Below are 24,829 nucleotides of genomic sequence, written 5' to 3'. Positions count from 1 at the left end.
CTCCTTGGGCTTGCCAAGACTAGATCATTCCCGCCTAGAGATCGTTCCCACGCTCTGCGTGGGAATGCCGCCCCGGACGCTCCGCGTCCGTTGTGACGCAGAGCGTCACGGGATGCGTTACCACGCGGAGCGTGGGAACGATCATCTTAAACGGCGATGCCGTGGGTTTTGAGGAAGGCGATAAACGCCTCTTCATCCATCACTTTTACGCCCAGCTCATTGGCCTTGGTCAGTTTGGAACCGGCACCCGGCCCCGCCACCACGCAATGGGTCTTGGCCGATACCGAACCAGCCACTTTGGCGCCGAGGCTTTCCAGATGTTCCTTGGCCACGTCGCGACTCATTAACTCGACCTTGCCGGTCAGCACCCAGGTCTCGCCGGACAGCGGCAACCCTTCGACGACTTTCTTCTCGCTCTGCCAGTGCATGCCGAAATCACGCAGCTGTTTCTCGGAGTCCAACGCAAGCTGACGATGCTGCGGCACGGCAAAAAACTCGCGCACCGAATTCGCCTGTTTCTCCGGCAACGCCTGACGCATGTCCAGCCAGTCAGCGTTCATCACCGCCTCGAGCGAGCCGAACTTGTCCGCCAGTTTCTGCGCGCCGCCCGGGCCGACCGAAGGAATGTGCAGCTTGTCGAGAAAGCCACCCAGCGTGGTGCTGGCAGCAAACTCGGCGCCCAGTTCGCCCTGATCCTGAATCTGCATACCATGACCGAGCAATTCAGTGATCACCTGCTGGTTATGCGCATCTTCAAAGAAACTGTGAATCTCGTGCGCCACTTCCAGCCCCACGTCCGGCAGGTAGGTCAGCACTTGCGGCAATGCCTGCTGCACACGCTCCAGCGAACCGAGTGAGCGTGCCAGCACCTTGGCCGTTTCTTCGCCGACATCGGGAATGCCGAGTGCATAGATGAAACGCGCCAGCCCCGGTTTTTTGCTGTCGGCAATGGCTGCCAGCAGTTTGTTGCTGGAGACCTCGGCAAAGCCTTCCAGATCGACGATATCGTCAAACTTCAGCGCATACAGATCGGCCGGCGAACTGACCAGCCCTTCGTCGACCAATTGCTCGACGCTCTTGTCGCCCAAGCCTTCGATGTCCATCGCACGGCGCGAGACGAAGTGGATGATCGCCTGCTTCAACTGCGCACCGCAGGCCAGACGACCGACGCAGCGATACACCGCACCTTCGCTGACGGTTTCCTTGCCCTTGCTGCGCTTGATCAGTTGCGTGCGCTCGACATGGGAACCGCACACCGGGCAATTCTCAGGGATCGCTACCGGCCGCGCATTGTCCGGGCGGCGCTCGGTGACCACTTGCACCACTTGCGGGATCACGTCACCGGCACGACGGATGATCACCGTGTCGCCGATCATCAGTCCCAGCCGCGCGACTTCGTCCATGTTGTGCAACGTGGCGTTGGCCACCGTGACGCCCGCGACCTTGACCGGTTTCAGACGCGCCACCGGCGTAACGGCGCCAGTACGGCCGACCTGGAATTCCACGTCGAGCAGCTCGGTGAGTTCTTCCATGGCCGGGAATTTATGCGCGATCGCCCAACGCGGTTCGCGGGCGCGGAAGCCCAGTTCGCGCTGATCGGCAATGCTGTTGACCTTGAACACCACGCCGTCGATTTCATAGGCCAGCGAATTACGCCGTTCGCCGATGTCGCGGTAGTAATCCAGGCACTCGCCAATGCCCTTGGCCAATTTCAATTCGTGACTGATCGGCATGCCCCACTTCTGCAACTGCTTGAGGTTGCCGATGTGGGTGTCGGAAATATCGTGGGAGACCTGACCGATGCCGTAGCAGCAGAATTCCAAAGGACGGTTGGCGGTAATCTTCGAATCAAGCTGACGCAGACTGCCCGCCGCCGCGTTGCGCGGGTTGGCGAAGGTCTTGCCGCCGACTTCCAGCTGCGAAGCGTTGAGGCGCTCGAAACCGGCCTTGGACATAAACACTTCACCGCGCACTTCCAACGTCGCAGGCCAACCTTCGCCGTGCAGTTTCAGCGGAATGTTGCGCACGGTGCGCACGTTGACGCTGATGTCTTCACCGGTGGTGCCATCGCCGCGCGTGGCGCCGCGTACCAATACGCCGTCCTGATACAACAGGCTGACCGCCAGGCCATCAAGCTTCGGCTCGCAGCTGTACTCCACCGCTGCGCCGTTGCCGAACAGATCGCCGGCCGGCAGATCCAGACCTTCGGTCACCCGGCGGTCGAACTCGCGCATGTCGTTTTCTTCGAAGGCGTTGCCGAGGCTGAGCATCGGCACTTCGTGACGTACCTGAGTGAACGCAGTCAGCGCCACGCTACCGACACGCTGGGTTGGCGAGTCGCTGGTGATCAGTTCCGGGTTGGCCGCTTCCAGCGCCTTGAGCTCGTGGAACAACCGGTCGTACTCGGCGTCCGGAATGCTCGGCTCGTCGAGGACGTGGTAACGGTAGTTGTGCTGATCGAGTTCAGCACGCAGCTCTAGAATGCGGTTTTTGGCGGCGGTCATGGGTGTTCTCTCATAAAGCAAAAGAGCAGCCGAGGCTGCTCCAGTTTCATCATTTAAAGATCGCAGCCTCGTTGCTCTCGACAGCTCCTACAGGGATCGCGTTCCTCTGTAGGAGCTGGCGAAGGCTGCGATCTTTTGATCTTGGCCTTTAGCGCTTCTGGGTCAATGCGCGGCGTTCGAATTCGACGATGCGCTGACGGTAGTGCTCGATGGTCTGCGCAGTGAGGACGCTGCGCTGGTCATCTTTCAGCTCGCCGTTCAGTTCCTGCGACAGCTTGCGAGCTGCCGCCACCATCACGTCGAACGCTTGCTTGGGATGACGCGGACCTGGCAGGCCGAGGAAGAAGCTCACGGCCGGGGTGCTGAAATGGTCGATGTCGTCCAGATCGAAGATGCCCGGCTTGACCGCATTGGCCATGGAGAACAGCACTTCGCCGTTGCCGGCCATGCTTTCGTGACGGTGGAAAATGTCCATCTCACCGAAACGCAGACCGCTTTCCAGAATGTTCTGCAACAGCGCCGGGCCTTTGAAGCCGGCGGCGTCGCGGCAGATCACGCTGATCACCAAAACTTCTTCAGCTTGCGGCTGATCCTTGTCGACCACGGCAGGCGCAGGCTTGCTGTCTTCGACGAAGTCGTCACGGCTGCTGAAGCTCGGGCCGCCGTCCAGGTCCAGGTCGAGGTTCAGGTCGCCCTGGGCCGGACCGTTGCTGCCGCGCTTGCCACGTTTCGAACCGGATTCGCGAGGCTCGCGTGCTTCGCGGGCCGGCATGCTCACCGACGGCAGATCGTGCTCGTCCAGTTGCGGTTCTTTGTGCGTATCCAGAACGCGGGCCGGGCCCAACAGCTCGGCGCTGGTGTCCTCGTCCGGCAGGTTGGACAGACTTCGGTCAAGACGGAATTTCAGTTTTCCCTTGCCGCCGCGCATACGGCGCCAGCCATCGAAAAGAATACCGGCTATCACAATGATGCCGATGACGATCAGCCACTCGCGCAGACCGATTTCCATGTAATCCCGTGCCTCTATAAAAAATGCTGAAAAATAAGGGGTTTACACTGTGCAAACCGCTTTAAAACGTGGCGCCAACTCTATGTTCTGACAGGCGTTTTGCCCACGTATACGAAAAATTGACATTAAACTAGCACGACCAAAGACAACTTTACACCGTCTGTCTCATTGGCTTGCGCGAATATGTCGATTGGCCAGCAAGTCGAAGCCGGTAAAAAAGTCCTACAACCCTCTAATACCTTTCCGACACCACATTGGCTCAGGCGTCCACCATCGCCATCGCCTCCTCGACATCCACGGCTACCAGTCGCGAACAACCTGGCTCATGCATCGTTACGCCCATCAACTGCTCGGCCATTTCCATGGCGATCTTGTTGTGGGTGATATAGATGAACTGCACGGTCTGCGACATCTCTTTGACCAATCGTGCGTAGCGTCCAACGTTAGCGTCATCCAGTGGCGCGTCAACCTCATCGAGCATGCAGAACGGCGCCGGATTCAATTTGAAGATCGCAAAAACCAGTGCCAGTGCGGTCAGGGCTTTTTCCCCGCCGGAGAGCAAATGGATGGTGCTGTTCTTCTTTCCTGGCGGCTGCGCCATGATCGTTACCCCTGTATCGAGTAGATCTTCGCCCGTCAGTTCCAAATACGCCCGTCCACCACCGAAAACTTTTGGAAAAAGTGCCTGTAAACCGCCATTGATCTGATCAAAGGTATCTTTGAAACGGTTGCGGGTTTCCTTGTCGATCTTGCGGATAACGTTTTCCAGGGTCTCCAGGGCTTCGACCAGATCGGCGTCCTGAGCATCCAGATAACGTTTACGCTCCGATTGTTGCGTGTATTCGTCGATGGCCGCGAGGTTGATCGCACCCAGGCGCTGAATCCGCGCATTGATCCGTTCGAGTTCTTCTTCGGCTTCGCGTTCACTGGCCTGCGCCGTCAACGTCGCAAGCACGCCAATGAGATCGTAGCCGTCTTCGAGCAGTTGATCCTGCAATGCCTTGCGGCGCACGGTCAGGGCTTGCCATTCCATACGTTGCTGCTCGAGCTGGCCACGGATCAGTTGCGATTGCTGCTCGGCCTGAGTCCGGCGTTTTTCCGCGTCGCGCAGTTCGCGATCAGCATCTTCCAGGGCGATCTGCGCGGTCTTGAGTTCCTCGTCAACCGTCATGCGTTTGTCGAGCAGCTCTTCAAGTTTGAGGCGCAGCTCTTCCAGCGGCGCCTCGCCCTCCTCCAGATTCAGACTCAACTGTTCGCGCTTTTCGGTCAGACGCTCGGCCTGCATTTCCAGACGTTCCAGCGCCTGGCGCGTGGAATCGTGCTGGGCGCGCAACGAGCCGAGCCGCACGGCCAACTGATGCGCATGATCCTTGTGCTGCCGCGCTTCCTGACGCACGCGATCGAGGCGTTCGCGCAAGCTGTCGCGCTGGGCCAGCAACAATTCACGCTGCTCGGTATCCAGCGCCATGGCGTCCAGCGCTTCCTGCAATTGCATGCGCGCTTCGCCGACTTGTTCGTGCTCAAGCTCGCGTTGTTCACCGAGTTCGACCAATTCTTCATCGAGACGCGTGCGGCGCAGCGTCAGTTGTTCGGCCTTGGCTTTGCCGGCAGACAACTGGGCTTTCAATTCACCTTGCTGACGGGCTTCGTCCTGCAGCAAACGACGCAAATGTTCGCGACCGTTTTCCTGCTGACGCTGTTGCGCACGCAGGGTTTGCAGGCGGGCTTCCATGGCCTCGACGGTGGCTTCTTTCTCTTCGCGTTCCAGATGCAGCGCCTCGATTTCCTGGCCACGGGCGAGCATGCCGCTTTCGGCTTCACTGGCGCGACGCACGCGCAGAAAGTGCCGACCGACCCAGTAGCCGTCGCGGCTGATCAGGCTCTGCCCGGCGCTCAACTGACCGCGCAAGGCCAACGCCTGCTCCAGACTGTCGACCGGTTTGACCTGACCGAGCCACGGCGACAGATCGATCTGCGCCTCGACTTTATCCAACAAGCTGCCGGCCACGCGTACGCCATCGGTGCCGGGGCTGAGCAGGCGCAAATCGCCTTGGGTGAAACCGGACAGATCGAAGCCGCTGAAATCATCGACCAGCACCGCTTGCAGATCCGCGCCGAGCACGGTTTCCACCGCCAGCTCCCAACCGGCCTCGACCTTCAGGCCTTCGGCCAGACGCGGACGTTCAGCAAGGTTGTGTTCCGTCAGCCATTGCGCGGTGCCGGTGCCCGGATCGAGCGCGGCTTGCTGCAAGGCCTCCAACGAAGCCAAGCGACCGTTGAGGCGCTGCAAATCACCCTGCGCTTGTTGCTGCGCGGTCAGCGCTTGCTGCAATTCCTGGCGCAGTTGCTCAAGCTTTTCGACCTGAGCCTCTTCGCTGGTCTGCAAATCTTCGAGCGTCGCTTCGGACTCGGCGAGTTGCTCGTTGAGTTCCATGATCGCCGCGTCTTCCGGATCGGCCGACAGCAGCGCGCGCTCTTCGCCGAGGCGTTTCTGCCGGTCGGCCAGACGCTCCATGCTGGTTTCCAGCTGCTGGATGCGCGACTGCTGCACTTCGGCCTGACGGCGCGGTTCGGCGGCGGTCAGGTTGAACGTGTCCCACTGCTCCTGCCAGCCGTGCATGACGGCTTCGGAATCTTCCAGTGCCGCGGCGGCCTCTTCGGCGGCGGCGCTGGTGACTTCCTGCTCGGGCGTGAGCATGTCCAGCTCTTCGCCGAGGGTCAGCAGCAGCGTGCGGTCATGCCCCAGGTGCGATTCGGTTTCCAGGCGCGCGCGCTCGGCTTCTTTCAAGTCGTCCTGCAACTGGCGCAAGCGTTGCTGACCATGCTGGATACTCTGCTCGACCCGGGCGATGTCACCGCCGACCGAATAGAAGCGCCCTTGCACCAGATTGAAGCGTTCCGACAGATCATGGTGCCCGTCACGCAGGCGTTCGATGGCCGCGTCAGCGTTACGCTGCTCGGCGACCAGCGCTTCGAAACTGACTTCCTGAGTGCCGATGATCGACTCGCGCTGGCCGACCTGATCGTTCAGATCCTGCCAGCGCAAGGCCGACAGCTGCGCCTTGAGCTGACGCTCCTCGGCTTTGAATTCCTGATACTTCTTGGCGGCCTCGGCCTGGCGGTGCAAGCGTTCGAGTTGACGCTCAAGCTCGTCGCGCAGGTCGGTCAGACGGGCGAGGTTTTCATGGGTGCGGCGGATGCGGTTTTCGGTCTCGCGCCGACGTTCCTTGTACTTTGAGATGCCCGCGGCTTCTTCAATAAAGTTACGCAGATCTTCAGGCTTGGACTCGATCAGCTTGGAGATCATCCCCTGCTCGATGATCGAGTAACTGCGCGGGCCGAGGCCGGTGCCGAGGAAGATATCGGTGATGTCGCGACGACGGCATTTGGTGCCGTTGAGGTAATACGTGGTCTGGCTGTCGCGGGTGACTTTGCGGCGAATGGAGATTTCCGCGTAAGCCGCGTATTCGCCCAGCAGCGTGCCGTCGGAGTTGTCGAACACCAGCTCGATGCTCGCCTGACTCACCGGTTTACGACTGGTCGAGCCGTTGAAGATGACGTCGGTCATCGACTCGCCACGAAGGTTCTTCGCCGAACTTTCACCCATCACCCAGCGTACGGCGTCGATGATGTTCGACTTGCCGCAACCGTTCGGCCCGACGACCGCCGCCATGTTACTGGGGAAGTTCACCGTGGTCGGGTCGACGAAGGATTTGAATCCCGCCAGTTTGATGCACTTGAGCCGCACGCTTAGGCGACCGTCAGGGCAGACACCACCAGATCGCAACTGCGCTGGGCGTAAGCCGTCAGCACAATGCGGATCTGCGGCAGATCACGGGCAAGCACAGCGGCCAGCAAGCGTTCGAACAGTTCGAGGAATTCGCTCATTTCGGCCTTGCGCTGTTCGAGGGCGAGGAAGTACGCGCGGCTCATGGCCGGTTGCAGGTTCTCGACGGTCTCTTGCAGGTACGGGTTGTTGGCGAACGGATAGGCGGCGCGCATCACCGCGAAGCTGTCATCGACAAACGCGCGGATGTCCTGACGCTCGTAGCTGGCGGTCAGGCGCTGCTGGATCTGCACGAACGGCGCCATGTCGGCCTGGGTCTGCCAGCCATCGGCCACCGAGTTGCCGAGCAGGATGTACAACTCGCTCATCAGCGTGCACAGGCTCTGCACCTTGTGCGCCGTCAGTTCGGTGACGTGCGCGCCACGGCGCGGCAGGATAGCGATCAGGTGACGGCGCTCGAGGATCAGCAAGGCTTCGCGGACCGATCCGCGGCTGACATTCAGTGCCAGCGTGACCTTCTGTTCCTGGATGCGCTCTCCCGGCTTCATTTCGCCACGAATGATGCGTTCGGCGAGGTGGTGAGCAATTTGCTCGGCGAGGCTGTCCGGCGCCTTGAACGTCATGGTTGTCCTTCAAACTCTATCGATCTGCACAAGCGGCGCAGTGTAGCGCAAATGCACGGGCATGGCGGAGTGCCCACTCAGCGGTTTTTGGCACGAATCCCGCAACTTTCTATAGAAAAACAAACAAAAAACCAGGTGACTCAATGAGGGTCAATACTGAATAGACACGTTGCTGATCGACGAAATGCGTTTTCTTGACCTTTAGGTCAGAAAACCATTGACCGAAAAGTCAGAGCTGCTAAATTCGGCTCAAGTCGGTTAACAACAATAATGAGTCTGCGAGGCCTTCCGTGATCCAGTTTTTACTTAACCAGGAACTCCGTAGCGAGCACGCCCTGGACCCGAATCTGACTGTGCTCAATTACTTGCGTGAACACGTAGGCAAATCCGGCACCAAAGAAGGTTGCGCCAGCGGTGACTGCGGCGCCTGCACCGTGGTGGTCGGCGAGTTGCAAACGGATGACGACGGCCGCGAACACATTCGCTATCGCAGCCTCAACTCGTGCCTGACGTTCGTTTCGTCGCTGCACGGCAAGCAACTGATCAGCGTCGAAGACCTCAAGCACCAAGGCGAACTGCACAGCGTGCAGAAAGCCATGGTCGAGTGCCACGGTTCGCAGTGCGGTTTCTGCACCCCCGGTTTCGTCATGTCGCTGTTTGCCCTGCAAAAGAACAGCGATGCCCCGGATCAGGCCAAAGCCCACGAAGCGCTGGCCGGCAACCTCTGCCGCTGCACCGGCTACCGGCCGATTCTGGCCGCTGCCGAGCAATCCTGCTGCGGTAAGCAACCGGACCAGTTCGATGCCCGCGAAGCGGACACCATCGCTCGCCTCAAAGCCATTGCCCCGACCGATATCGGTGAACTCAACAGCGGTGACAAGCGCTGCCTGGTGCCGCTGACCGTCGCCGACCTGGCCGACCTCTACGACGCTTATCCACAAGCCCGCCTGCTGGCCGGCGGCACCGATCTGGCATTGGAAGTCACCCAGTTCCACCGCACCTTGCCGGTGATGATCTACGTCGGCAACGTCGCGGAAATGAAGCGCATCGACCGCTTCGACGACCGCATCGAAATCGGCGCGGCCACTGCCCTCTCCGACTGCTACGAAGCGCTGAACGCCGAGTACCCGGACTTCGGCGAATTGCTGCACCGCTTCGCCTCCCTGCAAATCCGCAACCAGGGCACACTCGGCGGCAACATCGGCAACGCTTCGCCGATTGGTGACTCGCCACCGCTGCTGATCGCCCTCGGCGCACAGGTGGTGCTGTGCAAAGGCGAAACCCGCCGCACGCTGAACCTGGAAGATTACTTCATCGATTACAAAGTCACCGCGCGTCAGGAAAGCGAGTTCATCGAGAAGATCATCGTCCCACGCGCCAGCGCCGAGCAGTTGTTCCGCGCCTACAAAGTCTCCAAGCGTCTGGACGATGACATCTCCGCCGTCTGCGCCGCGTTCAACCTGCGCGTCGAAAACGGTGTGATCACCGATGCGCGCATGGCGTTTGGCGGCATGGCCGCGATCCCGAAACGCGCCGCCCACTGCGAGGCCGTGCTGATCGGTGCACCGTTCAACAACACCGTGATCGAACGCGCCTGCGCCGCACTGGCCGAAGACTTCACGCCGCTCTCGGACTTCCGCGCCAGCAAGGAATATCGCCTGCTCAGCGCGCAGAACCTGCTGCGCAAATACTTCATCGAACTGCAAACACCGCACATCGAGACTCGGGTGACCGCTTATGTCTAACCATCACGCCGTAGAGAAGACCCAGGCTGAATTGGCCGAGCTGTTCGCCAAGGACCTGACCACCGGTGTCGGCCGCAGCGTCAAGCACGACAGCGCCGCCAAGCATGTGTCCGGTGAAGCGCAGTACATTGATGATCGGCTGGAATTCCCGAATCAGTTGCACCTGTATGCACGCCTGTCGGACCGCGCCCACGCAAAAATCATCAGCATCGATACCAAGCCCTGCTACGCCTTCGAAGGCGTGCGCATTGCCATCACCCACGAAGACGTACCCGGCCTGAAAGACATTGGCCCGTTGATGCCCGGCGATCCGCTGTTGGCCATCGATGATGTGCAATTTGTCGGTCAACCGGTGCTGGCCGTGGCGGCGAAAGATCTGGAAACCGCACGCAAAGCGGCAATGGCGGCGATCATCGAATACGAAGATCTCGAGCCTGTACTCGACGTGGTTGAAGCCCTGCGCAAACGCCACTTCGTGCTCGACAGCCACACCCACCAGCGCGGCGACTCGGTCTCCGCACTGGCGACCGCTGAACACCGCATTCAAGGCACGCTGCACATTGGCGGTCAGGAACACTTCTATCTGGAGACACAGATCTCCTCGGTGATGCCAACCGAAGACGGCGGCATGATCGTTTACTGCTCCACGCAAAACCCGACCGAAGTGCAGAAACTGGTCGCCGAAGTGCTCGACGTTTCGATGAACAAGATCGTCGTCGACATGCGCCGCATGGGCGGCGGTTTCGGTGGCAAGGAAACTCAGGCCGCGAGCCCGGCGTGCCTGTGCGCGGTGGTCGCGCACCTCACCGGTCAGCCGACCAAGATGCGCCTGCCGCGCGTCGAAGACATGCTGATGACCGGCAAGCGTCACCCGTTCTATGTCGAGTACGACGTCGGTTTCGACAGCACCGGGCGCCTGCACGGGATCAACATGGACCTGGCCGGTAACTGCGGCTGCTCGCCGGACTTGTCCGCCTCGATCGTTGACCGGGCGATGTTCCACTCGGACAACTCGTACTACCTCGGCGATGCGACCATCAACGGTCACCGCTGCAAGACCAACACCGCGTCGAACACCGCGTACCGTGGTTTCGGTGGCCCGCAAGGCATGGTCGCCATCGAAGAAGTGATGGACGCGATTGCCCGCCACCTCAACCTCGATCCACTCCCCGTGCGCAAGGCCAACTATTACGGCAAGACCGAACGCAACGTCACCCATTACTACCAGACCGTCGAGCACAACATGCTCGAAGAGATGACCGCCGAACTGGAAGAAAGCAGCCAGTACACCGAGCGCCGCGAAGCGATTCGCCGCTACAACGCCAACAGCCCGATCCTGAAAAAAGGCCTGGCGCTGACCCCGGTGAAATTCGGCATCTCCTTCACCGCGAGCTTCCTCAACCAGGCCGGTGCGCTGATCCACATCTACACCGACGGCAGCATCCACCTGAACCACGGCGGCACGGAAATGGGCCAAGGCCTGAACACCAAAGTCGCGCAGGTCGTGGCCGAAGTGTTCCAAGTCGAAATCGACCGCGTGCAAATCACCGCGACCAATACTGACAAGGTGCCAAACACCTCGCCGACCGCTGCGTCGAGTGGCGCTGACCTTAACGGTAAAGCCGCGCAGAATGCCGCCGAGATCATCAAACAACGTCTGGTCAAATTTGCCGCACGGCACTTCAAAGTCAGCGAAGAAGACGTCGAATTCCACAACGGCCATGTGCGCGTTCGCGATCACATCCTGACTTTCGAAGCGCTGATCCAGCAGGCGTATTTCAATCAGGTTTCGCTGTCGAGCACCGGTTTCTACAAGACCCCGAAAATCTACTACGACCGCAGCCAGGCCCGTGGCCGTCCGTTCTACTACTTCGCCTTCGGCGCGGCGTGCTGCGAAGTGATCGTCGACACCCTGACCGGCGAGTACAAGATGCTGCGTACCGACATTCTTCACGACGTCGGCGCCTCGCTGAACCCGTCCATCGACATCGGTCAGGTTGAAGGTGGCTTCGTGCAGGGCATGGGCTGGCTGACCATGGAAGAGCTGGTCTGGAACAACAAAGGCAAGCTGATGACCAACGGCCCGGCCAGCTACAAGATCCCGGCCGTGGCGGACATGCCGCTGGACCTGCGGGTGAAGCTGGTGGAAAACCGCAAGAACCCGGAAGACACGGTGTTCCATTCCAAGGCTGTGGGTGAGCCGCCGTTCATGCTCGGGATTGCCGCGTGGTGTGCGATCAAGGATGCAGTGGCGAGCCTCGGTGACTACAAGCATCAGCCGAAGATCGATGCGCCGGCGACACCCGAGCGGGTGTTGTGGGGGTGTGAGCAGATGCGCCAGCTGAAAGCGGTGAAAGCCGTTGAAGCTGAAACCGAGTTGGCTCCGCTCTAGGACCGAGGCGCGGCCATTCGCGAGCAGGCTCGCTCCCACATTTGGAATGCATTCCCCTGTGGGAGCGGGCTTGCTCGCGAAGAGGCCCGAACAGACAACGATGTTGTAGGGGTGAACTATGTACAACTGGATCGACGCCCTCGCCGACCTGCAGAACCAGGGCGAACCCTGTGTGCTGGTGACGATCATCGAAGAACTCGGCTCGACGCCACGCAATGCCGGCTCGAAAATGGTCGTCAGCGCCAGACAGATCTTCGACACCATCGGTGGCGGGCATCTGGAATACAAAGCCATGCAGATCGCCCGCGAGATGCTCGCCAGCGGCAAGCAGGACACCCATCTGGAGCGCTTCAGCCTGGGCGCCAGTCTGGGCCAATGCTGCGGTGGCGCCACCGTGTTGCTGTTCGAACCGATGGGCCAGGTGCAGGCGCAGATCGCCGTGTTCGGTGCCGGCCACGTCGGCCGCGCACTGGTACCGTTGCTCGCCAGCCTGCCCTGCCGGGTGCGCTGGATCGATTCGCGGGAAGAGGAATTTCCCGAACAGATTCCCCATGGCGTGCGTAAAATCGTCGCCGAAGAGCCGGTGGATGAAATCGATGACCTGCCCGCCGGCAGCTACTGCATCGTCATGACCCACAACCATCAGCTGGATCTGGAGCTGACCGCCGCGATCCTCAAGCGCAACGATTTCACCTGGTTCGGCCTGATCGGCTCGAAGACCAAACGCGCCAAATTCGAACACCGCTTGCGTGATCGCGGTTTCGACGCCAGCGTCGTGCAACGCATGCGCTGCCCGATGGGCATCAGCGAAGTCAAAGGCAAACTGCCTGTGGAAATCGCCATCTCCATCGCCGGCGAAATCATCGCCACCTATAACGCCAATTTCGGCCAGCACACCGCCAGCGCCGAACCGATTGCCAAACTGCTGCCCGTTTCGCGCCGCAGTGAAGCCGCCAAACTCAAAGCCTCAAATTGATTAGAGAACCCTCATGCCTCTGACTCGCAAAGCCTACCGCGCCGCCATCCTGCACAGCATCGCCGACCCCGCCGAAGTCGGGATCGAAGCCTCCTACGAATATTTCGAGGACGGCCTGCTGGTGGTCGATGGCGGCAAGATCAGCGCCCTCGGCCACGCCAGCGAACTGCTGCCGACCCTGCCGGCGGACATCGAGATCAACCACTATCAAGATGCGCTGATTACTCCAGGCTTCATCGACACCCACATCCACCTGCCGCAAACCGGCATGGTCGGCGCCTATGGCGAACAACTGCTCGACTGGCTGAACACCTACACCTTCCCGTGCGAAAGCCAGTTCGGTGACAAGGCCCACGCTGACGACGTCGCCGACATCTTCATCAAGGAACTGCTGCGCAACGGCACCACCACCGCACTGGTGTTCGGCAGCGTGCACCCGCAGTCGGTGAACTCGTTCTTCGAAGCGGCCGAGAAGCTTGATCTGCGCATGATCGCCGGCAAAGTGATGATGGACCGCAACGCCCCGGACTATCTGACCGACACCGCCGAATCGAGCTACGTCGAGAGCAAGGCGCTGATCGAGCGCTGGCACGGCAAGGGTCGTCTGCACTACGCAGTCACCCCGCGTTTCGCCCCGACCAGTACCCCGGAACAACTGACCCTCGCCGGGCAATTGCTGACCGAATACCCGGATTTGTACATGCAGACCCACATCAGCGAGAACCTCAAGGAAATCGAGTGGGTCAAGGAACTGTTCCCGGAGCGCAAGGGCTACCTCGACGTTTACGATCACTACAAACTGCTCGGCGAGCGCTCGGTATTCGCCCACGGCGTACACCTGTGCGATGAGGAGTGCGCGCGTCTGGCGGAAACCGGCTCGGCGATCTCGTTCTGCCCGACATCTAACTTCTTCCTCGGCAGCGGTTTGTTCAACCTGCCGATGGCCGAGAAGCACAAATTGAATGTCGGCCTCGGCACTGACGTCGGCGGCGGCACCAGTTTTTCCCTGCTGCAAACCCTGAACGAAGCTTACAAAGTCATGCAGTTACAAGGTGCGCGGTTGAGTCCGTTCAAGTCGTTGTACCTGGCCACACTGGGCGGTGCGCGGGCACTGCGTCTGGAAGACAGGATCGGCAACCTGCAACCGGGCTCGGATGCCGACTTCCTGGTGCTCGATTACAACGCCACGCCGCTGCTCAGCTATCGCTTGAAGCAAGCCAACAACATTGCCGAGACGTTGTTTGTGTTGATGACGCTGGGCGATGACCGCACGGTGCAGCAGACGTATGCGGCGGGTGCGCTGGTGCATCAGCGCTAAGCTTTTCCCAAGCAAAAAAATCCCCCGGTGGCGTTCACCCCGGGGGATTTTTATTGCCTGTCAGGACGCCTTCGCGAGCAAGCCCGCTCCCACATTTGAAATGCATTCCCCCGTGGGAGCGGGCTTGCTCGCGAAGGCCACGACTCGGTATCAGCTCAAAGCTTCGCCGCTGGACGCCCCGGCTTCTTGGTCTGCAACAAATGCGAGAACACTGCATGCAGATCATCCGAAGCGCTTTCCTCGTCGAGGTTAAGCTTGCTGTCGATGTGATCCATGTGATGCATCATCAGGTCGACCGCCAGCTCACCGTTGCGCGCTTCGATGGCGTCGATCAACTGGGTGTGTTCGTCGTAGGAACAATGCGAGCGGTTGCCGCTTTCATACTGGGCGATGATCAGCGAGGTCTGCGAGACCAGGCTGCGCTGGAAGCTGATCAACGGCGCGTTCTTCGCCGCTTCCGCCAGTTTCAGGTGAAATTCACCCGACAAACGAATACCGGCGCCGCGATCACCGCGCGAGAAGCTGTCGCGCTCATCGTTGACCATCTGGCGCAGCTCGGCAATCTGTTCGGCGGTAGCGTGCTGCACAGCCAGTTCAGTGATCGCGCGCTCGACCAGACGGCGGGCCATAAACACTTGGCGCGCTTCTTCAACGCTCGGACTGGCGACAACGGCGCCACGGTTCGGCCGCAACAGCACGACGCCTTCATGGGCCAGGCGCGATAAGGCGCGGCGAATGATGGTGCGGCTGACCCCAAAGATTTCCCCCAGCGCTTCTTCGCTCAACTTGGTGCCGGGCGCCAGACGCTGTTCGAGGATGGCCTCGAAGATGTGCGCGTAGACAATATCGTCCTGGGTTCCGCTGCGGCCGGCTTTGCCTGCTCGCGGTTGTTTCTTGAGGGGTTGCAACTGTTCGTTCATGGGCACTCGAGTCGGGAGAACTGCGGCGAATAGACCGTGACTGTAATACGGCACAGTAGGTCGCTGGCAAGTATCGCGTAAAAAACAGCGCGATTGTACACAATGGATGGTGGCAACACGACTGTATGGCTGTTTGTGACCACGGCTGTATTGCAACGATCCGTTACGATTGAGTTTAGGCTTGATCGCAGAATCCGCCTTCAGCACACAATCCCTGTGGGAGCGAGCCTGCTCGCGAAAGCCATGTCACATTCAAAATGAATGTCGACTGACACACCGCCTTCGCGAGCAGGCTCGCTCCCACAAGGATTTGCGCTGTGACGGGGATCTTCATTGATATAAGGAACACCGCCGTCATGAACGACGCCACGCACACGCAACTGCGCCCCTTCTCCGACACATCGCCCTCGGCCATCGTCGCCGGGTTCATCGCGATGATGACCGGCTACACCAGTTCACTGGTGCTGATGTTTCAGGCCGGGCAAGCGGCGGGCCTGAGCAGCGGGCAGATTTCTTCGTGGATCTGGGCGATTTCGATCGGCATGGCGGTGTGCTCGATCGGCCTGTCGCTGCGCTATCGCACGCCGATCACCATTGCCTGGTCGACGCCGGGGGCGGCGTTGCTGATCACCAGTCTGGGTGGCGTCAGTTATGGCGAAGCCATCGGCGCCTACATCACTTGCGCCGTGCTGGTGACCATTTGCGGGTTGACCGGCAGTTTTGAACGACTGGTCAAAAAGATTCCGGCCTCACTGGCGGCCGCGCTGCTGGCGGGAATTCTGTTCAAGATCGGCAGCGAAATCTTCGTCGCCGCGCAACACCGCACCGGTCTGGTACTGGGGATGTTCTTCACTTATCTGCTGGTCAAACGCCTGTCGCCGCGTTATGCCGTGCTCGCCGCACTGCTGATCGGTACTGCGCTATCGGGCTTTATGGGCCTGCTGGACTTCAGCGGTTTTCATCTGGAAGTGGCGACGCCGGTGTGGACAACGCCGCACTTCTCCCTCGCCGCAACCATCAGCATCGGCATTCCGCTGTTTGTCGTCGCCATGACCTCGCAAAACATGCCCGGCATCGCCGTGCTGCGTGCCGACGGCTACAACGTCCCGGCCTCGCCGCTGATCACCACCACCGGCATCGCCTCGCTGCTGCTGGCGCCATTCGGCTCCCACGGCATCAACCTCGCCGCCATCAGCGCGGCAATCTGCACCGGGCCGCACGCCCATGAAGATCGCAACAAGCGCTATACCGCAGCGGTGTGGTGCGGAATTTTCTACGGCATCGCCGGGGTGTTCGGCGCCACATTGGCGGCATTATTTTCCGCGCTGCCGAAGGAACTGGTGCTGTCGATTGCCGCACTGGCGTTGTTTGGTTCGATCATCAATGGCTTGAGCATTGCCATGACCGAGGTGAAGGAACGTGAGGCGGCGCTGATCACCTTTATGGTCACGGCGTCAGGGTTGACGCTGTTTTCCATCGGTTCGGCATTCTGGGGGATTGTGGCGGGGGTTTTGACGTTGGTGATTTTGAATTGGCGTAAAGCTTAAAAAGCAAAGATCGCAGCCTGCAGCAGCTCCTACAGGGTGTACACCATTCCCATGTAGGAGCTGCCGCAGGCTGCGATCTTTTGATTCACGAAAAAAAACGGCGACCTTCAGGTCGCCGTTTTTTTCAGTATCACTTTGCCGCGTTGATCGGCTTTTCCGGATACCAAACGTCCAGCAGCGGGCTGATTTCAGCCTTGGTCAGCTCGGAACGGTTTTTCAGCCAGGCTTCAACGGCAGCACGCTGCTCTTCGTTGACCGAGCCACGCTTCTGCAGGCATACCAGACCGAAGTCGTCGCCGCCAACATAACCCAGACCGTTGGCTTCCATGGCTTCTTTGATGAATGCTTCGAGGAAAGCGTCAATGGCTTCTTCGGACAAGTCTTCTTTGAAGTCCAGGTTCAGTTCGAAACCCAGCTCTTGAAATTCATCAACGCACAGTTTTTTGCGCAGACGCTGGGAACGGTTAGTCGCCATTGGAACAATCCTCTTAAGTAAATACGGCGGGCACTTTACCAGTTTAAGACGTCAATTGCCCGCCTCTCTGGACGCTGCGGCCGACCGCCTGTAAAAAAATCACCGATTAGCCCCCTCCGGGACGGCACAAGCGGTAACACCTTGGGGCATAATGCCGACACTTTCATGACCACTGAGGGCTTTTTCATCCATGTCCTCGCCTTTTTTCCCCTCTTCTGCAGGGTTTTATTTCATATGATCAAATCGTTGCGTCCTCTATTGCTGGCCGGCCTTCTTCTTCCTCTGGCCCTGCCTGTTTCTGCTGCCACCATCAACACTTCCCTCACGCCTAACGTCGAAAAAGCCCTGAAGGCCAGCAAGCTGCAGCCTTCGGCCCTGTCGCTGGTCATGGTGCCGCTGGACGGCCCGGGCAACCCGACCGTGTACAACGCCGACGTGTCGGTCAACCCGGCCTCGACCATGAAACTGGTCACCACTTATGCAGCGCTGGAAATGCTCGGCCCCAATCATCAATGGAAAACCGAGTTCTACACCGACGGCGACCTGAACGGCGGCATCCTCAACGGCAACCTCTACCTCAAGGGTGGCGGCGATCCGAAACTGAACATGGAAAAACTCTGGCTGTTGATGCGTGACCTGCGCGCCAACGGCGTGACGCAGATCACCGGTGATCTGGTGCTGGACCGCAACTTCTTCGTGCAGCCGCAACTGCCGGAATTCAATGACGACGGCAACGACGAGAACAAGCCGTTCCTGGTCAAGCCCGACTCGCTGCTGGTCAACCTCAAGGCCCTGCGCTTTGTCGCCCGCAACGATGGTGGGCGTGTGCTGATCTCGGTGGAACCGCCGATTGCCAGCATCCGCATCGAGAACACCGTCAAAGCCCTCAACTCCAAGCAATGCACCGGTGGTGTGCGCTACAACCCGGTGGCGCAACCCGATGGCAGCGTGACCGTCACCGTCGCCGGGCAACTGGGCGAAGGTTGCAGTTCGCAAACCTACCTGTCGCTACTCGACCACGCGACCTACACCGCGGGCGCCGTGCGCGCGATCTGGAAGGAACTGGGCGGCAGCATTCAGGGCAAGGATCGTCTCGCGGCGACCCCGAAAAACGCCAAGCTGCTGGCCCGCGCCTACTCGCCGGATCTGGCGGAAATCATCCGCGATATCAACAAATACAGTAACAACACCATGGCCCAGCAACTGTTCCTGAGCCTGGGGCAGAAATTCCGCAACGACGCCGACGGTGACGACGCCAAAGCCGCGCAACGTGTGGTGCGTCAGTGGTTGGCGAAGAAAGGCATCACCGCGCCACATCTGGTGATGGAAAACGGCTCCGGTCTGTCCCGCGCTGAACGCGTCAGCGCCCGCGAGATGGCTGGCATGCTGCAAGCGGCATGGCACAGCCCGTATGCCGCCGAATACATCAGCTCGCTGCCGATCGCCGGCACCGACGGCACCATGCGCAAACGCCTGAAGACCACCGCGATGCGCGGCGAAGCCCACGTCAAGACCGGCACCCTGAACACCGTGCGCGCGATTGCCGGTTTCAGCCGCGACGTCAACGGCAATACCTGGGCGGTGGTGGCGATCCTCAACGACAAGGCGCCGTTTGGTGCGTCGTCGGTGCTGGATCAGGTGCTGTTGGATCTGTATCGCCAGCCGAAGACGACGCAGACGGCTTCGGTCCTGTAACCCAAGTTCAAGCAACACCACAAAACCCTTTGGGAGCGAGGCTGCTCGCGAAGGCGTCAGGTCAGTCAATAAATGTGCTGACTGATACACCGCCTTCGCGAGCAGGCTCGCTCCCACATTGGTTTGGTGGCAGGGCCTAACTCATCTGCTCGACCCGATCCCGCCCGCGCTGCTTCGCCATGTACACACCGGAATCGGCGCGCAGCAGCAGCGAATCGGCGCCCTCGCCCGGTCGCCAACTGGCGATACCAAAGCTCGCGGTCACCACGCCGACCACATCCACCGGTGCACTGCGCAAGCCACGCCATAACTCCTCGGCCAGTCTGTACGCGTGTTGGCCGTCGATGTCCGGGCACAACACCATGAACTCCTCGCCACCCAAGCGACAGAACACATCGGTGCGCCGCAAGCGATGGCCGATGCGTTCGCACACGGCTTGCAGTACCCGGTCGCCGACGGCATGGCCGTACTGGTCGTTGATGCGTTTGAAATGGTCGATGTCGAGCATGATCACCGACAGCTCACCACCGCCGCGCTCGACTCGGGCCATTTCGGTGGTCAGGCGCTCCTGAAAGTAGCGGCGGTTATGAATCCCGGTCAATGAATCGGTCACCGACAACGCGCGCAGTTCTTCCTCCACGCGTTTGAGGTCGGAAATGTCCGAGATGTAGCCATGCCACAGCACCCCGCCGCCGGGCAGCTCTTCCGGCGTCGCCTCACCGCGCACCCAGCGCAGGCCGCGTTCGGGCAACTGCACACGGTACTCCTCGCGCCATGGGCTGAGGTCGTCGGCCGAATCACGGATCGACGTACGCACACGGGTAATGTCTTGCGGGTGGATGCGAGAAAAGATCGCCTCGGCGTCGAGCAACAGCACGTCCGGCTCCAGCTCGTAAATATCGCGAATACCATCGCTGGCATAGATCACGCTGAAACGCCCGCCGAACTCCATTTTGCATTGATAGATACCGCCCGGAACGTGGGCGCTGAGCTTCTTTAACAACACGTCCCGCGCCGCCAGCGCCTCGTGTACGCGCTTGCGCTCGGTGATATCGATGCAGATTGCCAGATGCCCGACCCACAGGCCCTGCTCGTCCAGGACCGGGGTAGCGAGCATGTTCACCGGCAGATGACTGCCATCGCTGCGCACCAGCGTCCACTCACGGGCCTCATGACCGCCGACTTCACCGCCCTCGACCAGCATCGCGTGACAGTTGGGTATGCGCTTGCCGTACCGCGCGCTCAACTCGGCGGAACGTGCCATCAACTCGCGTGGCAGATGCAGATTTTCCAGGGTCATGCGGCCGACGACATCGCCAGCGCTGTAGCCGAGCATCTGTTCCGCGCCGGGGTTGAAGGTGTTGATCACGCCGCGCAAATCGGTGGCGATGATTGCCACTTGGGTGGCGGCATTCAGCACGCCACGCAGCTGCCCGTGAGTGCCGCGCAGCTCCTGTTCACGCTCGTGCAATTCCTGCGTGCGCAACTCGACCAGGCGCAGGGCCCGCTGGCGTTGGCTGACCAGCACATAAAGCAACGCACTGAGCAGCACACTCAGCAAGCCACCCAGAATGATCACGCTGCCGACCGAGGAATGGTTGGCCTGGATAAAGGCATCGCTTGGCAGGATGTCGACCTGGTAGTCATGGTCAGCCATACGCACCAGCCGCGTCGCCGCCAGATCACTGGGGGCCGGTTCATTGGTGGACTCGAACAACACCTCGTGTTGATCATTGGTCGACAGGTCGAGAATGCGCACTGACAAATAGTCGTGGAACGCATCCGGCAAGCCATCTGCCAACAACTGGCGCATGCTGATCACTGCCATCACGTAGCCCGACGGCGGTCGCTTGCCTTCGCGCAGCACCGGCGCGACCAGCAGCACACCGCGCGCATAGGACGGCTCGATGCTCACCAAATGCAGCGGTTGCGACACTGCCAGATTGCCGAGTTTGTCGGCACGCTGCAGGGTGTCGCGGCGCAGGGGTTGCGCCAGCAGGTCGTAACCCAGCGGCGAGCCAAGGCGGCTTTGCGTCTGGCTGTATAGCACCGGCACGTATTCATCACGGTCGGCGGCCAGTTGCAATTCGCCCTGCGTGTTGAGTTCACGAATCGTAAAGGTGCTCAGGCCTTCATCACGCACACGCTGTTCGAACGCGGCGCGCTCGGCAGCGCTGACCCTGGGCGCAAACGAATAGGCCTGGGTACGCAGCAATAAGGGTTGGGTATAACCGTCGAATTCGGCACGGGACACCGATTCGGAGTTGGCGAAGAAGCGGCGCAGACCATCGAGCCGTTGTTCCTGATCCTGAAAGCGCTCTTCGATGCGGCTGTAACGCTCATTGGCCAGCAGTTGGAAGCGCTGACGCAGTTGGTGCTGAAATTGATTGAAGGTCGCCCAGGCAAGCAGCCCCGTGAGAATCCCGCCGGCGAGCAATACCAGCATCGCGACCAGCCAGGCCGAGACGTCTTCGCTGATAAAACCCAGAATCTTCGGGCGCACGGGGTGCAACAACATAAGGGCAACTCACTACGCCAGTTATTCCGGGGAAGGCCCCCCTTTGGCCATGAGTGATTTATAGCTATTAGCCATTAATTTGGCTAGCGCTGAACGGATACAAGAGCCTTTAAAAATCAAGGCTCTGTGGATCCAACCAGCTCAAGCGTCAACGAGCCGTGATTTTCCAGGCGCGGTGGATCTTGGTGTTGCGCGCGAAATCCGGATCAATGGTCTGCGCGCTGATTTCCTCGACCGCATAACGCTCGGCGAGGTTCTCCTCCAACTGGAACTTGCGGAAGTTGTTGGAGAAGTACAGTACACCGCCCGGTGCCAGACGGGCCATGGCCAGGTCGATCAACTGCACCTGATCACGCTGCACGTCGAAAATACCCTCCATGCGCTTGGAGTTGGAGAACGTCGGCGGATCGATGAAGATCAAATCGTACTCTTCGCGGCAGCTTTCCAGCCACGCCATCACATCGCCCTGCTCCAGACGATTCTTATCCGAGTAGCCGTTCAGCGACAGGTTGCGACGTGCCCAGTCGAGGTAGGTTTTCGACAGGTCGACACTGGTGGTGCTGCGCGCGCCACCCTTGGCCGCGTGCACACTGGCCGTCGCGGTGTAGCAGAACAGATTGAGGAAGCGCTTGCCGGCGGCCTCTTTCTGAATGCGCATGCGAATTGGCCGGTGATCGAGGAACAGACCGGTATCGAGGTAGTCGGTGAGGTTGACCAGCAACTTCACGCCGCCCTCGCTGACTTCATTGAACTTGCCCTGCGCGGCCTGACGCTCGTACTGCTTGGTGCCGCTCTGACGCTCGCGGCGTTTGACCACCACGCGGCTCTTGTCGACGTTCAACGCCTGAGGAATCGCCGCCAGCGCGTCAAACATGCGGGCCGAGGCTTTTTCCGGGTCGATGGACTTCGGCGCGGCGTATTCCTGGACGTGCACCCAGTCGTGGTACAGGTCGATGGCCATGGCGTATTCCGGCATGTCGGCATCGTAGACGCGGTAGCAATCGATGCCTTCGCGCTTGACCCACTTGCTCATCGCCTTGAGGTTCTTTTGCAGACGGTTGGCAAACATTTGCCCGCCTTCGCTCAAGCGCGGCTGCTCGATCACGGGCGCCGGGGCTGGCGTTGGTTTGATCGGGTTGCCGTTCTTGTTGAACTTGCGCTCTTGCGGCTCGTCCGGAGTTTGATCGTAAGCGGCCTGCTCACGCTCGGCCTGACGCTGCTCCGGAGTACGACGCTCGCCAGTGACGAACTGATCCGGCAACACTTTGATCAACAGCAGCTTGCACGGCAGCGCGCCGTTCCAGAACGAATACTGTTTGTGGCTGCGGATGCCCATGCGCTTGCCCAGATCCGGGGCGCCGGTGAACACCGCCGCTTCCCAGTTCAGACAGGCCTGACGCAGACGCTCGCCGAGGTTCTGGTAGAGATACAGCAGGCTGGCTTCATCACCCAGACGCTCGCCGTACGGCGGGTTGCAGATGACCAGACCTTTCTGGTTCTGATCCGGACGCGGCTCGAACGTCGCCACTTCGCCCTGATAGATCTTGATCCACTCGCTCAGACCGGCACGTTCAACGTTGTTGCGGCCCGGCTGAATCAGGCGTGGGTCAGCTTCGTAACCACGAATCCACAGCGGCGGCTTGGCCAGACCGGCGGCGGCACGTTCGGTGGCCTCTTCGTGAAGTTTTTTCCACAGCGCCGGCACGTGGCCCAGCCATGCGGTGAAGCCCCACTGCTCACGACGCAGGTTCGGCGCCATATCGGCGGCGATCATCCCCGCTTCGACGAGGAACGTACCAACACCGCACATCGGGTCAGCCAGCGCGCCGCCATCGGCAGCAATGCGCGGCCAGCCGGAACGGATCAGGATTGCTGCTGCGAGGTTCTCCTTCAGCGGCGCTGCACCCTGCTGCAAGCGGTAGCCGCGCTGGTGCAGGCTGTGGCCGGAGAGGTCGAGGGAGAGAATCGCTTCGCCGCGATCCAGGCGCAGGTGAATGCGCAGATCCGGATTGAGCTTGTCAATCGACGGACGGTCGCCCTGCGGGGTGCGCAGTTTGTCGACGATGGCGTCTTTGACTTTCAAGGCGCCGAAGTGGGTGTTGTCGATGCCTGAGCCGTGGCCGCTGAATTCGACGGCCAGGGTGCCATCGCTGAGCATGTGATCCTGCCACTCGACGTCGAGCACGCCGTGGTACAGGTCTTCAGCGTCCTTCATCGGGAAGCGCTTGAGCACCAGCAACACGCGGTTGGCCAGACGCGACCAGAGGCACAGGCGATAAGCGGTTTCCATGGTCGCCATGCCACGCACGGCGGAGGTGTGCTCGCGGGCTTCTTCAAGGCCAAGCCCGACGGCTTCCTCGATGAGCAGGCCTTCAAGGCCTTTGGGGCAAGTGAGGAAGAGTTCGAAACGGTCGGACATGGTATTTCCAGAGCCTTTGGCTAGTGGATCGGCAACGCATTGCCGACCCGGTTTTCAATCAGGCGCTTTTCTACAAGAACGCCCGCGTGGCACGAAGGTGTGCCGTTCCATCCCCGCTGCTCGGGTTAAAAGAGCTTAGATGCAAGGACAGAGAAAAAAGTTGGTGCAACAAAATGACTCAAAGCAACCCTTCGTCGAATAGTACCCGACTGCACCCGTAGGTCATTCTCACTAAAGAATTAACCCCATCATCCAGCGCGAGGCCGATCATACCGGGGTTTGCTCAATAAACATTGAACAAATACACGGTTACTTATCGCCATAGCATCTTTTTCGTTACGTCCTTATGACAAAACGGTCATTCCATCGCTGTGACTCATTGGTTAGAACTGACCACAGGTTGACGTCGCAACGGCGTCAACACCTTGGCTCGCCACGCCGGCAGCGAGCCGCCCAAGGCAGAGTTTTTTCTGCCAGACCTCGGTTGAGGTCAACGCGACACAAACAGTCAACAAGTGAGGGAAACACCCTATGAGAAGACTTAAGCGTGATCCGTTGGAAAGAGCATTTTTGCGCGGATATCAATATGGCGTTGGTGGCAAATCCCGTGAGCTTTGCCCATTTACTCTACCGTCGGTACGTCAAGCCTGGATCAACGGCTGGCGAGAAGGACGCGGCGACAACTGGGACGGTATGACCGGCACTGCGGGAATCCACAGACTCAACGAACTTCACGCCGTCGGCTGACACAGGGCATTAATTCCGACACGACAATCTGAATTTGTACCGCATTAACCACGCACGTCCTTCCCGGACGGCGGGCTTCGGCCCAGGGGCTCCTTCGAGGAGCCCTTTTTTATGCCTGCAGTTTCTTGTGCCGGGCACAACCCTGTGGGAGCGA

General features: G+C 60.1%; 15 protein-coding genes. 7 read left to right on the top strand and 8 right to left on the bottom strand.

The window, feature by feature from the left end:
* Positions 1-146: 146 nt before the first annotated feature.
* From ligA to CKW18_RS14750, 4 genes are all read right to left on the bottom strand, one after another.
* Complete coding sequence (gene ligA, locus CKW18_RS14765; RefSeq protein ID WP_095189464.1) at positions 147-2,504, bottom strand: NAD-dependent DNA ligase LigA; 2,358 nt, start codon at positions 2,502-2,504, stop codon at positions 147-149.
* Positions 2,505-2,652: 148 nt separating this feature from the next.
* Positions 2,653-3,513 (bottom strand): cell division protein ZipA, encoded by an 861-nt coding sequence (gene zipA / locus CKW18_RS14760; protein ID WP_095189463.1) that lies wholly within the window; start codon positions 3,511-3,513, stop codon positions 2,653-2,655.
* A gap of 259 nt (positions 3,514-3,772) precedes the next feature.
* The gene (smc, locus tag CKW18_RS14755; protein WP_095189462.1) at positions 3,773-7,261 is read right to left on the bottom strand and encodes a chromosome segregation protein SMC; all 3,489 of its coding nucleotides are present in this window, start codon (positions 7,259-7,261) and stop codon (positions 3,773-3,775) included.
* Positions 7,262-7,263: 2 nt separating this feature from the next.
* A complete protein-coding gene (locus CKW18_RS14750) occupies positions 7,264-7,923 on the bottom strand; it encodes a GntR family transcriptional regulator (protein WP_095189461.1) in 660 nt (219 codons plus the stop codon).
* A 290-nt stretch (positions 7,924-8,213) separates the two neighbouring features.
* Between CKW18_RS14750 and xdhA the strand changes: the two genes are divergently transcribed.
* The 4 genes from xdhA (at position 8,214) to guaD (ending at position 14,354) form a co-directional block, all read left to right on the top strand.
* Positions 8,214-9,668 carry a xanthine dehydrogenase small subunit gene (xdhA, locus tag CKW18_RS14745; RefSeq protein WP_095189460.1) on the top strand — a complete coding sequence of 485 codons (1,455 nt, stop codon included), beginning with the start codon at positions 8,214-8,216 and terminating at the stop codon, positions 9,666-9,668.
* Positions 9,661-12,060: a xanthine dehydrogenase molybdopterin binding subunit gene (gene xdhB, locus CKW18_RS14740; RefSeq protein WP_095189459.1), complete on the top strand. Its 2,400-nt coding sequence runs from the start codon at positions 9,661-9,663 to the stop codon at positions 12,058-12,060. The genes xdhA and xdhB overlap by 8 nt, the downstream gene beginning before the upstream one ends.
* Positions 12,061-12,178: 118 nt before the next feature.
* Positions 12,179-13,036 carry a xanthine dehydrogenase accessory protein XdhC gene (xdhC, locus tag CKW18_RS14735; RefSeq protein WP_095189458.1) on the top strand — a complete coding sequence of 286 codons (858 nt, stop codon included), beginning with the start codon at positions 12,179-12,181 and terminating at the stop codon, positions 13,034-13,036.
* A 13-nt stretch (positions 13,037-13,049) separates the two neighbouring features.
* Positions 13,050-14,354: a guanine deaminase gene (guaD, locus tag CKW18_RS14730; protein WP_095189457.1), complete on the top strand. Its 1,305-nt coding sequence runs from the start codon at positions 13,050-13,052 to the stop codon at positions 14,352-14,354.
* 155 nt (positions 14,355-14,509) lie between these two features.
* Here guaD and CKW18_RS14725 read toward each other — a convergent pair whose 3' ends face one another.
* Positions 14,510-15,274, bottom strand: coding sequence for a GntR family transcriptional regulator (locus CKW18_RS14725; protein WP_007961054.1), 765 nt, complete (start codon positions 15,272-15,274; stop codon positions 14,510-14,512).
* Positions 15,275-15,630: 356 nt separating this feature from the next.
* On the opposite strand from CKW18_RS14725, the gene CKW18_RS14720 reads away from it, so the two are divergent.
* Complete coding sequence (locus CKW18_RS14720; RefSeq protein ID WP_095189456.1) at positions 15,631-16,821, top strand: benzoate/H(+) symporter BenE family transporter; 1,191 nt, start codon at positions 15,631-15,633, stop codon at positions 16,819-16,821.
* A 130-nt stretch (positions 16,822-16,951) separates the two neighbouring features.
* On the opposite strand, the gene CKW18_RS14715 is transcribed toward CKW18_RS14720, so the two are convergent.
* On the bottom strand, positions 16,952-17,296 hold the full coding sequence (locus CKW18_RS14715; protein WP_095189455.1) for a YggL family protein: 345 nt from the start codon (positions 17,294-17,296) through the stop codon (positions 16,952-16,954).
* Positions 17,297-17,530: 234 nt separating this feature from the next.
* Here CKW18_RS14715 and dacB point away from each other — a divergent pair, with 234 nt between their 5' ends.
* On the top strand, positions 17,531-18,991 hold the full coding sequence (gene dacB, locus CKW18_RS14710; RefSeq protein WP_095189454.1) for a D-alanyl-D-alanine carboxypeptidase/D-alanyl-D-alanine-endopeptidase: 1,461 nt from the start codon (positions 17,531-17,533) through the stop codon (positions 18,989-18,991).
* A gap of 136 nt (positions 18,992-19,127) precedes the next feature.
* On the opposite strand, the gene CKW18_RS14705 is transcribed toward dacB, so the two are convergent.
* Positions 19,128-21,509 (bottom strand): GGDEF domain-containing protein, encoded by a 2,382-nt coding sequence (locus tag CKW18_RS14705; protein ID WP_095189453.1) that lies wholly within the window; start codon positions 21,507-21,509, stop codon positions 19,128-19,130.
* A gap of 148 nt (positions 21,510-21,657) precedes the next feature.
* Positions 21,658-23,928, bottom strand: a complete 2,271-nt coding sequence (rlmKL, locus tag CKW18_RS14700) for a bifunctional 23S rRNA (guanine(2069)-N(7))-methyltransferase RlmK/23S rRNA (guanine(2445)-N(2))-methyltransferase RlmL (RefSeq protein WP_095189452.1) — start codon at positions 23,926-23,928, stop codon at positions 21,658-21,660.
* A gap of 531 nt (positions 23,929-24,459) precedes the next feature.
* Between rlmKL and rmf the strand changes: the two genes are divergently transcribed.
* Positions 24,460-24,675, top strand: a complete 216-nt coding sequence (gene rmf, locus CKW18_RS14695; protein ID WP_003223300.1) for a ribosome modulation factor — start codon at positions 24,460-24,462, stop codon at positions 24,673-24,675.
* Positions 24,676-24,829: the final 154 nt, after the last annotated feature.

The organism is Pseudomonas sp. Irchel 3E19 (genome assembly GCF_900187585.1).
Lineage (GTDB): Bacteria > Pseudomonadota > Gammaproteobacteria > Pseudomonadales > Pseudomonadaceae > Aquipseudomonas > Aquipseudomonas baetica.
Note: the sequence above shows the minus strand (reverse complement) of the source record. Positions and strands in the feature narration are given on the sequence as shown.

Excerpts from the sequence above, each read along its gene's own strand:
- ligA (WP_095189464.1), bottom strand. The coding sequence starts at position 2,504 with ATGACCGCCGCCAAAAACCGCATTCTAGAGCTGCGTGCTGAACTCGAT.
- zipA (WP_095189463.1), bottom strand. The coding sequence starts at position 3,513 with ATGGAAATCGGTCTGCGCGAGTGGCTGATCGTCATCGGCATCATTGTG.
- CKW18_RS14750 (WP_095189461.1), bottom strand. The coding sequence starts at position 7,923 with ATGACGTTCAAGGCGCCGGACAGCCTCGCCGAGCAAATTGCTCACCAC.
- xdhB (WP_095189459.1), top strand. The coding sequence starts at position 9,661 with ATGTCTAACCATCACGCCGTAGAGAAGACCCAGGCTGAATTGGCCGAG.
- xdhC (WP_095189458.1), top strand. The coding sequence starts at position 12,179 with ATGTACAACTGGATCGACGCCCTCGCCGACCTGCAGAACCAGGGCGAA.
- guaD (WP_095189457.1), top strand. The coding sequence starts at position 13,050 with ATGCCTCTGACTCGCAAAGCCTACCGCGCCGCCATCCTGCACAGCATC.
- CKW18_RS14725 (WP_007961054.1), bottom strand. The coding sequence starts at position 15,274 with ATGAACGAACAGTTGCAACCCCTCAAGAAACAACCGCGAGCAGGCAAA.
- CKW18_RS14720 (WP_095189456.1), top strand. The coding sequence starts at position 15,631 with ATGAACGACGCCACGCACACGCAACTGCGCCCCTTCTCCGACACATCG.
- CKW18_RS14715 (WP_095189455.1), bottom strand. The coding sequence starts at position 17,296 with ATGGCGACTAACCGTTCCCAGCGTCTGCGCAAAAAACTGTGCGTTGAT.
- dacB (WP_095189454.1), top strand. The coding sequence starts at position 17,531 with ATGATCAAATCGTTGCGTCCTCTATTGCTGGCCGGCCTTCTTCTTCCT.
- CKW18_RS14705 (WP_095189453.1), bottom strand. The coding sequence starts at position 21,509 with ATGTTGTTGCACCCCGTGCGCCCGAAGATTCTGGGTTTTATCAGCGAA.
- rlmKL (WP_095189452.1), bottom strand. The coding sequence starts at position 23,928 with ATGTCCGACCGTTTCGAACTCTTCCTCACTTGCCCCAAAGGCCTTGAA.
- rmf (WP_003223300.1), top strand. The coding sequence starts at position 24,460 with ATGAGAAGACTTAAGCGTGATCCGTTGGAAAGAGCATTTTTGCGCGGA.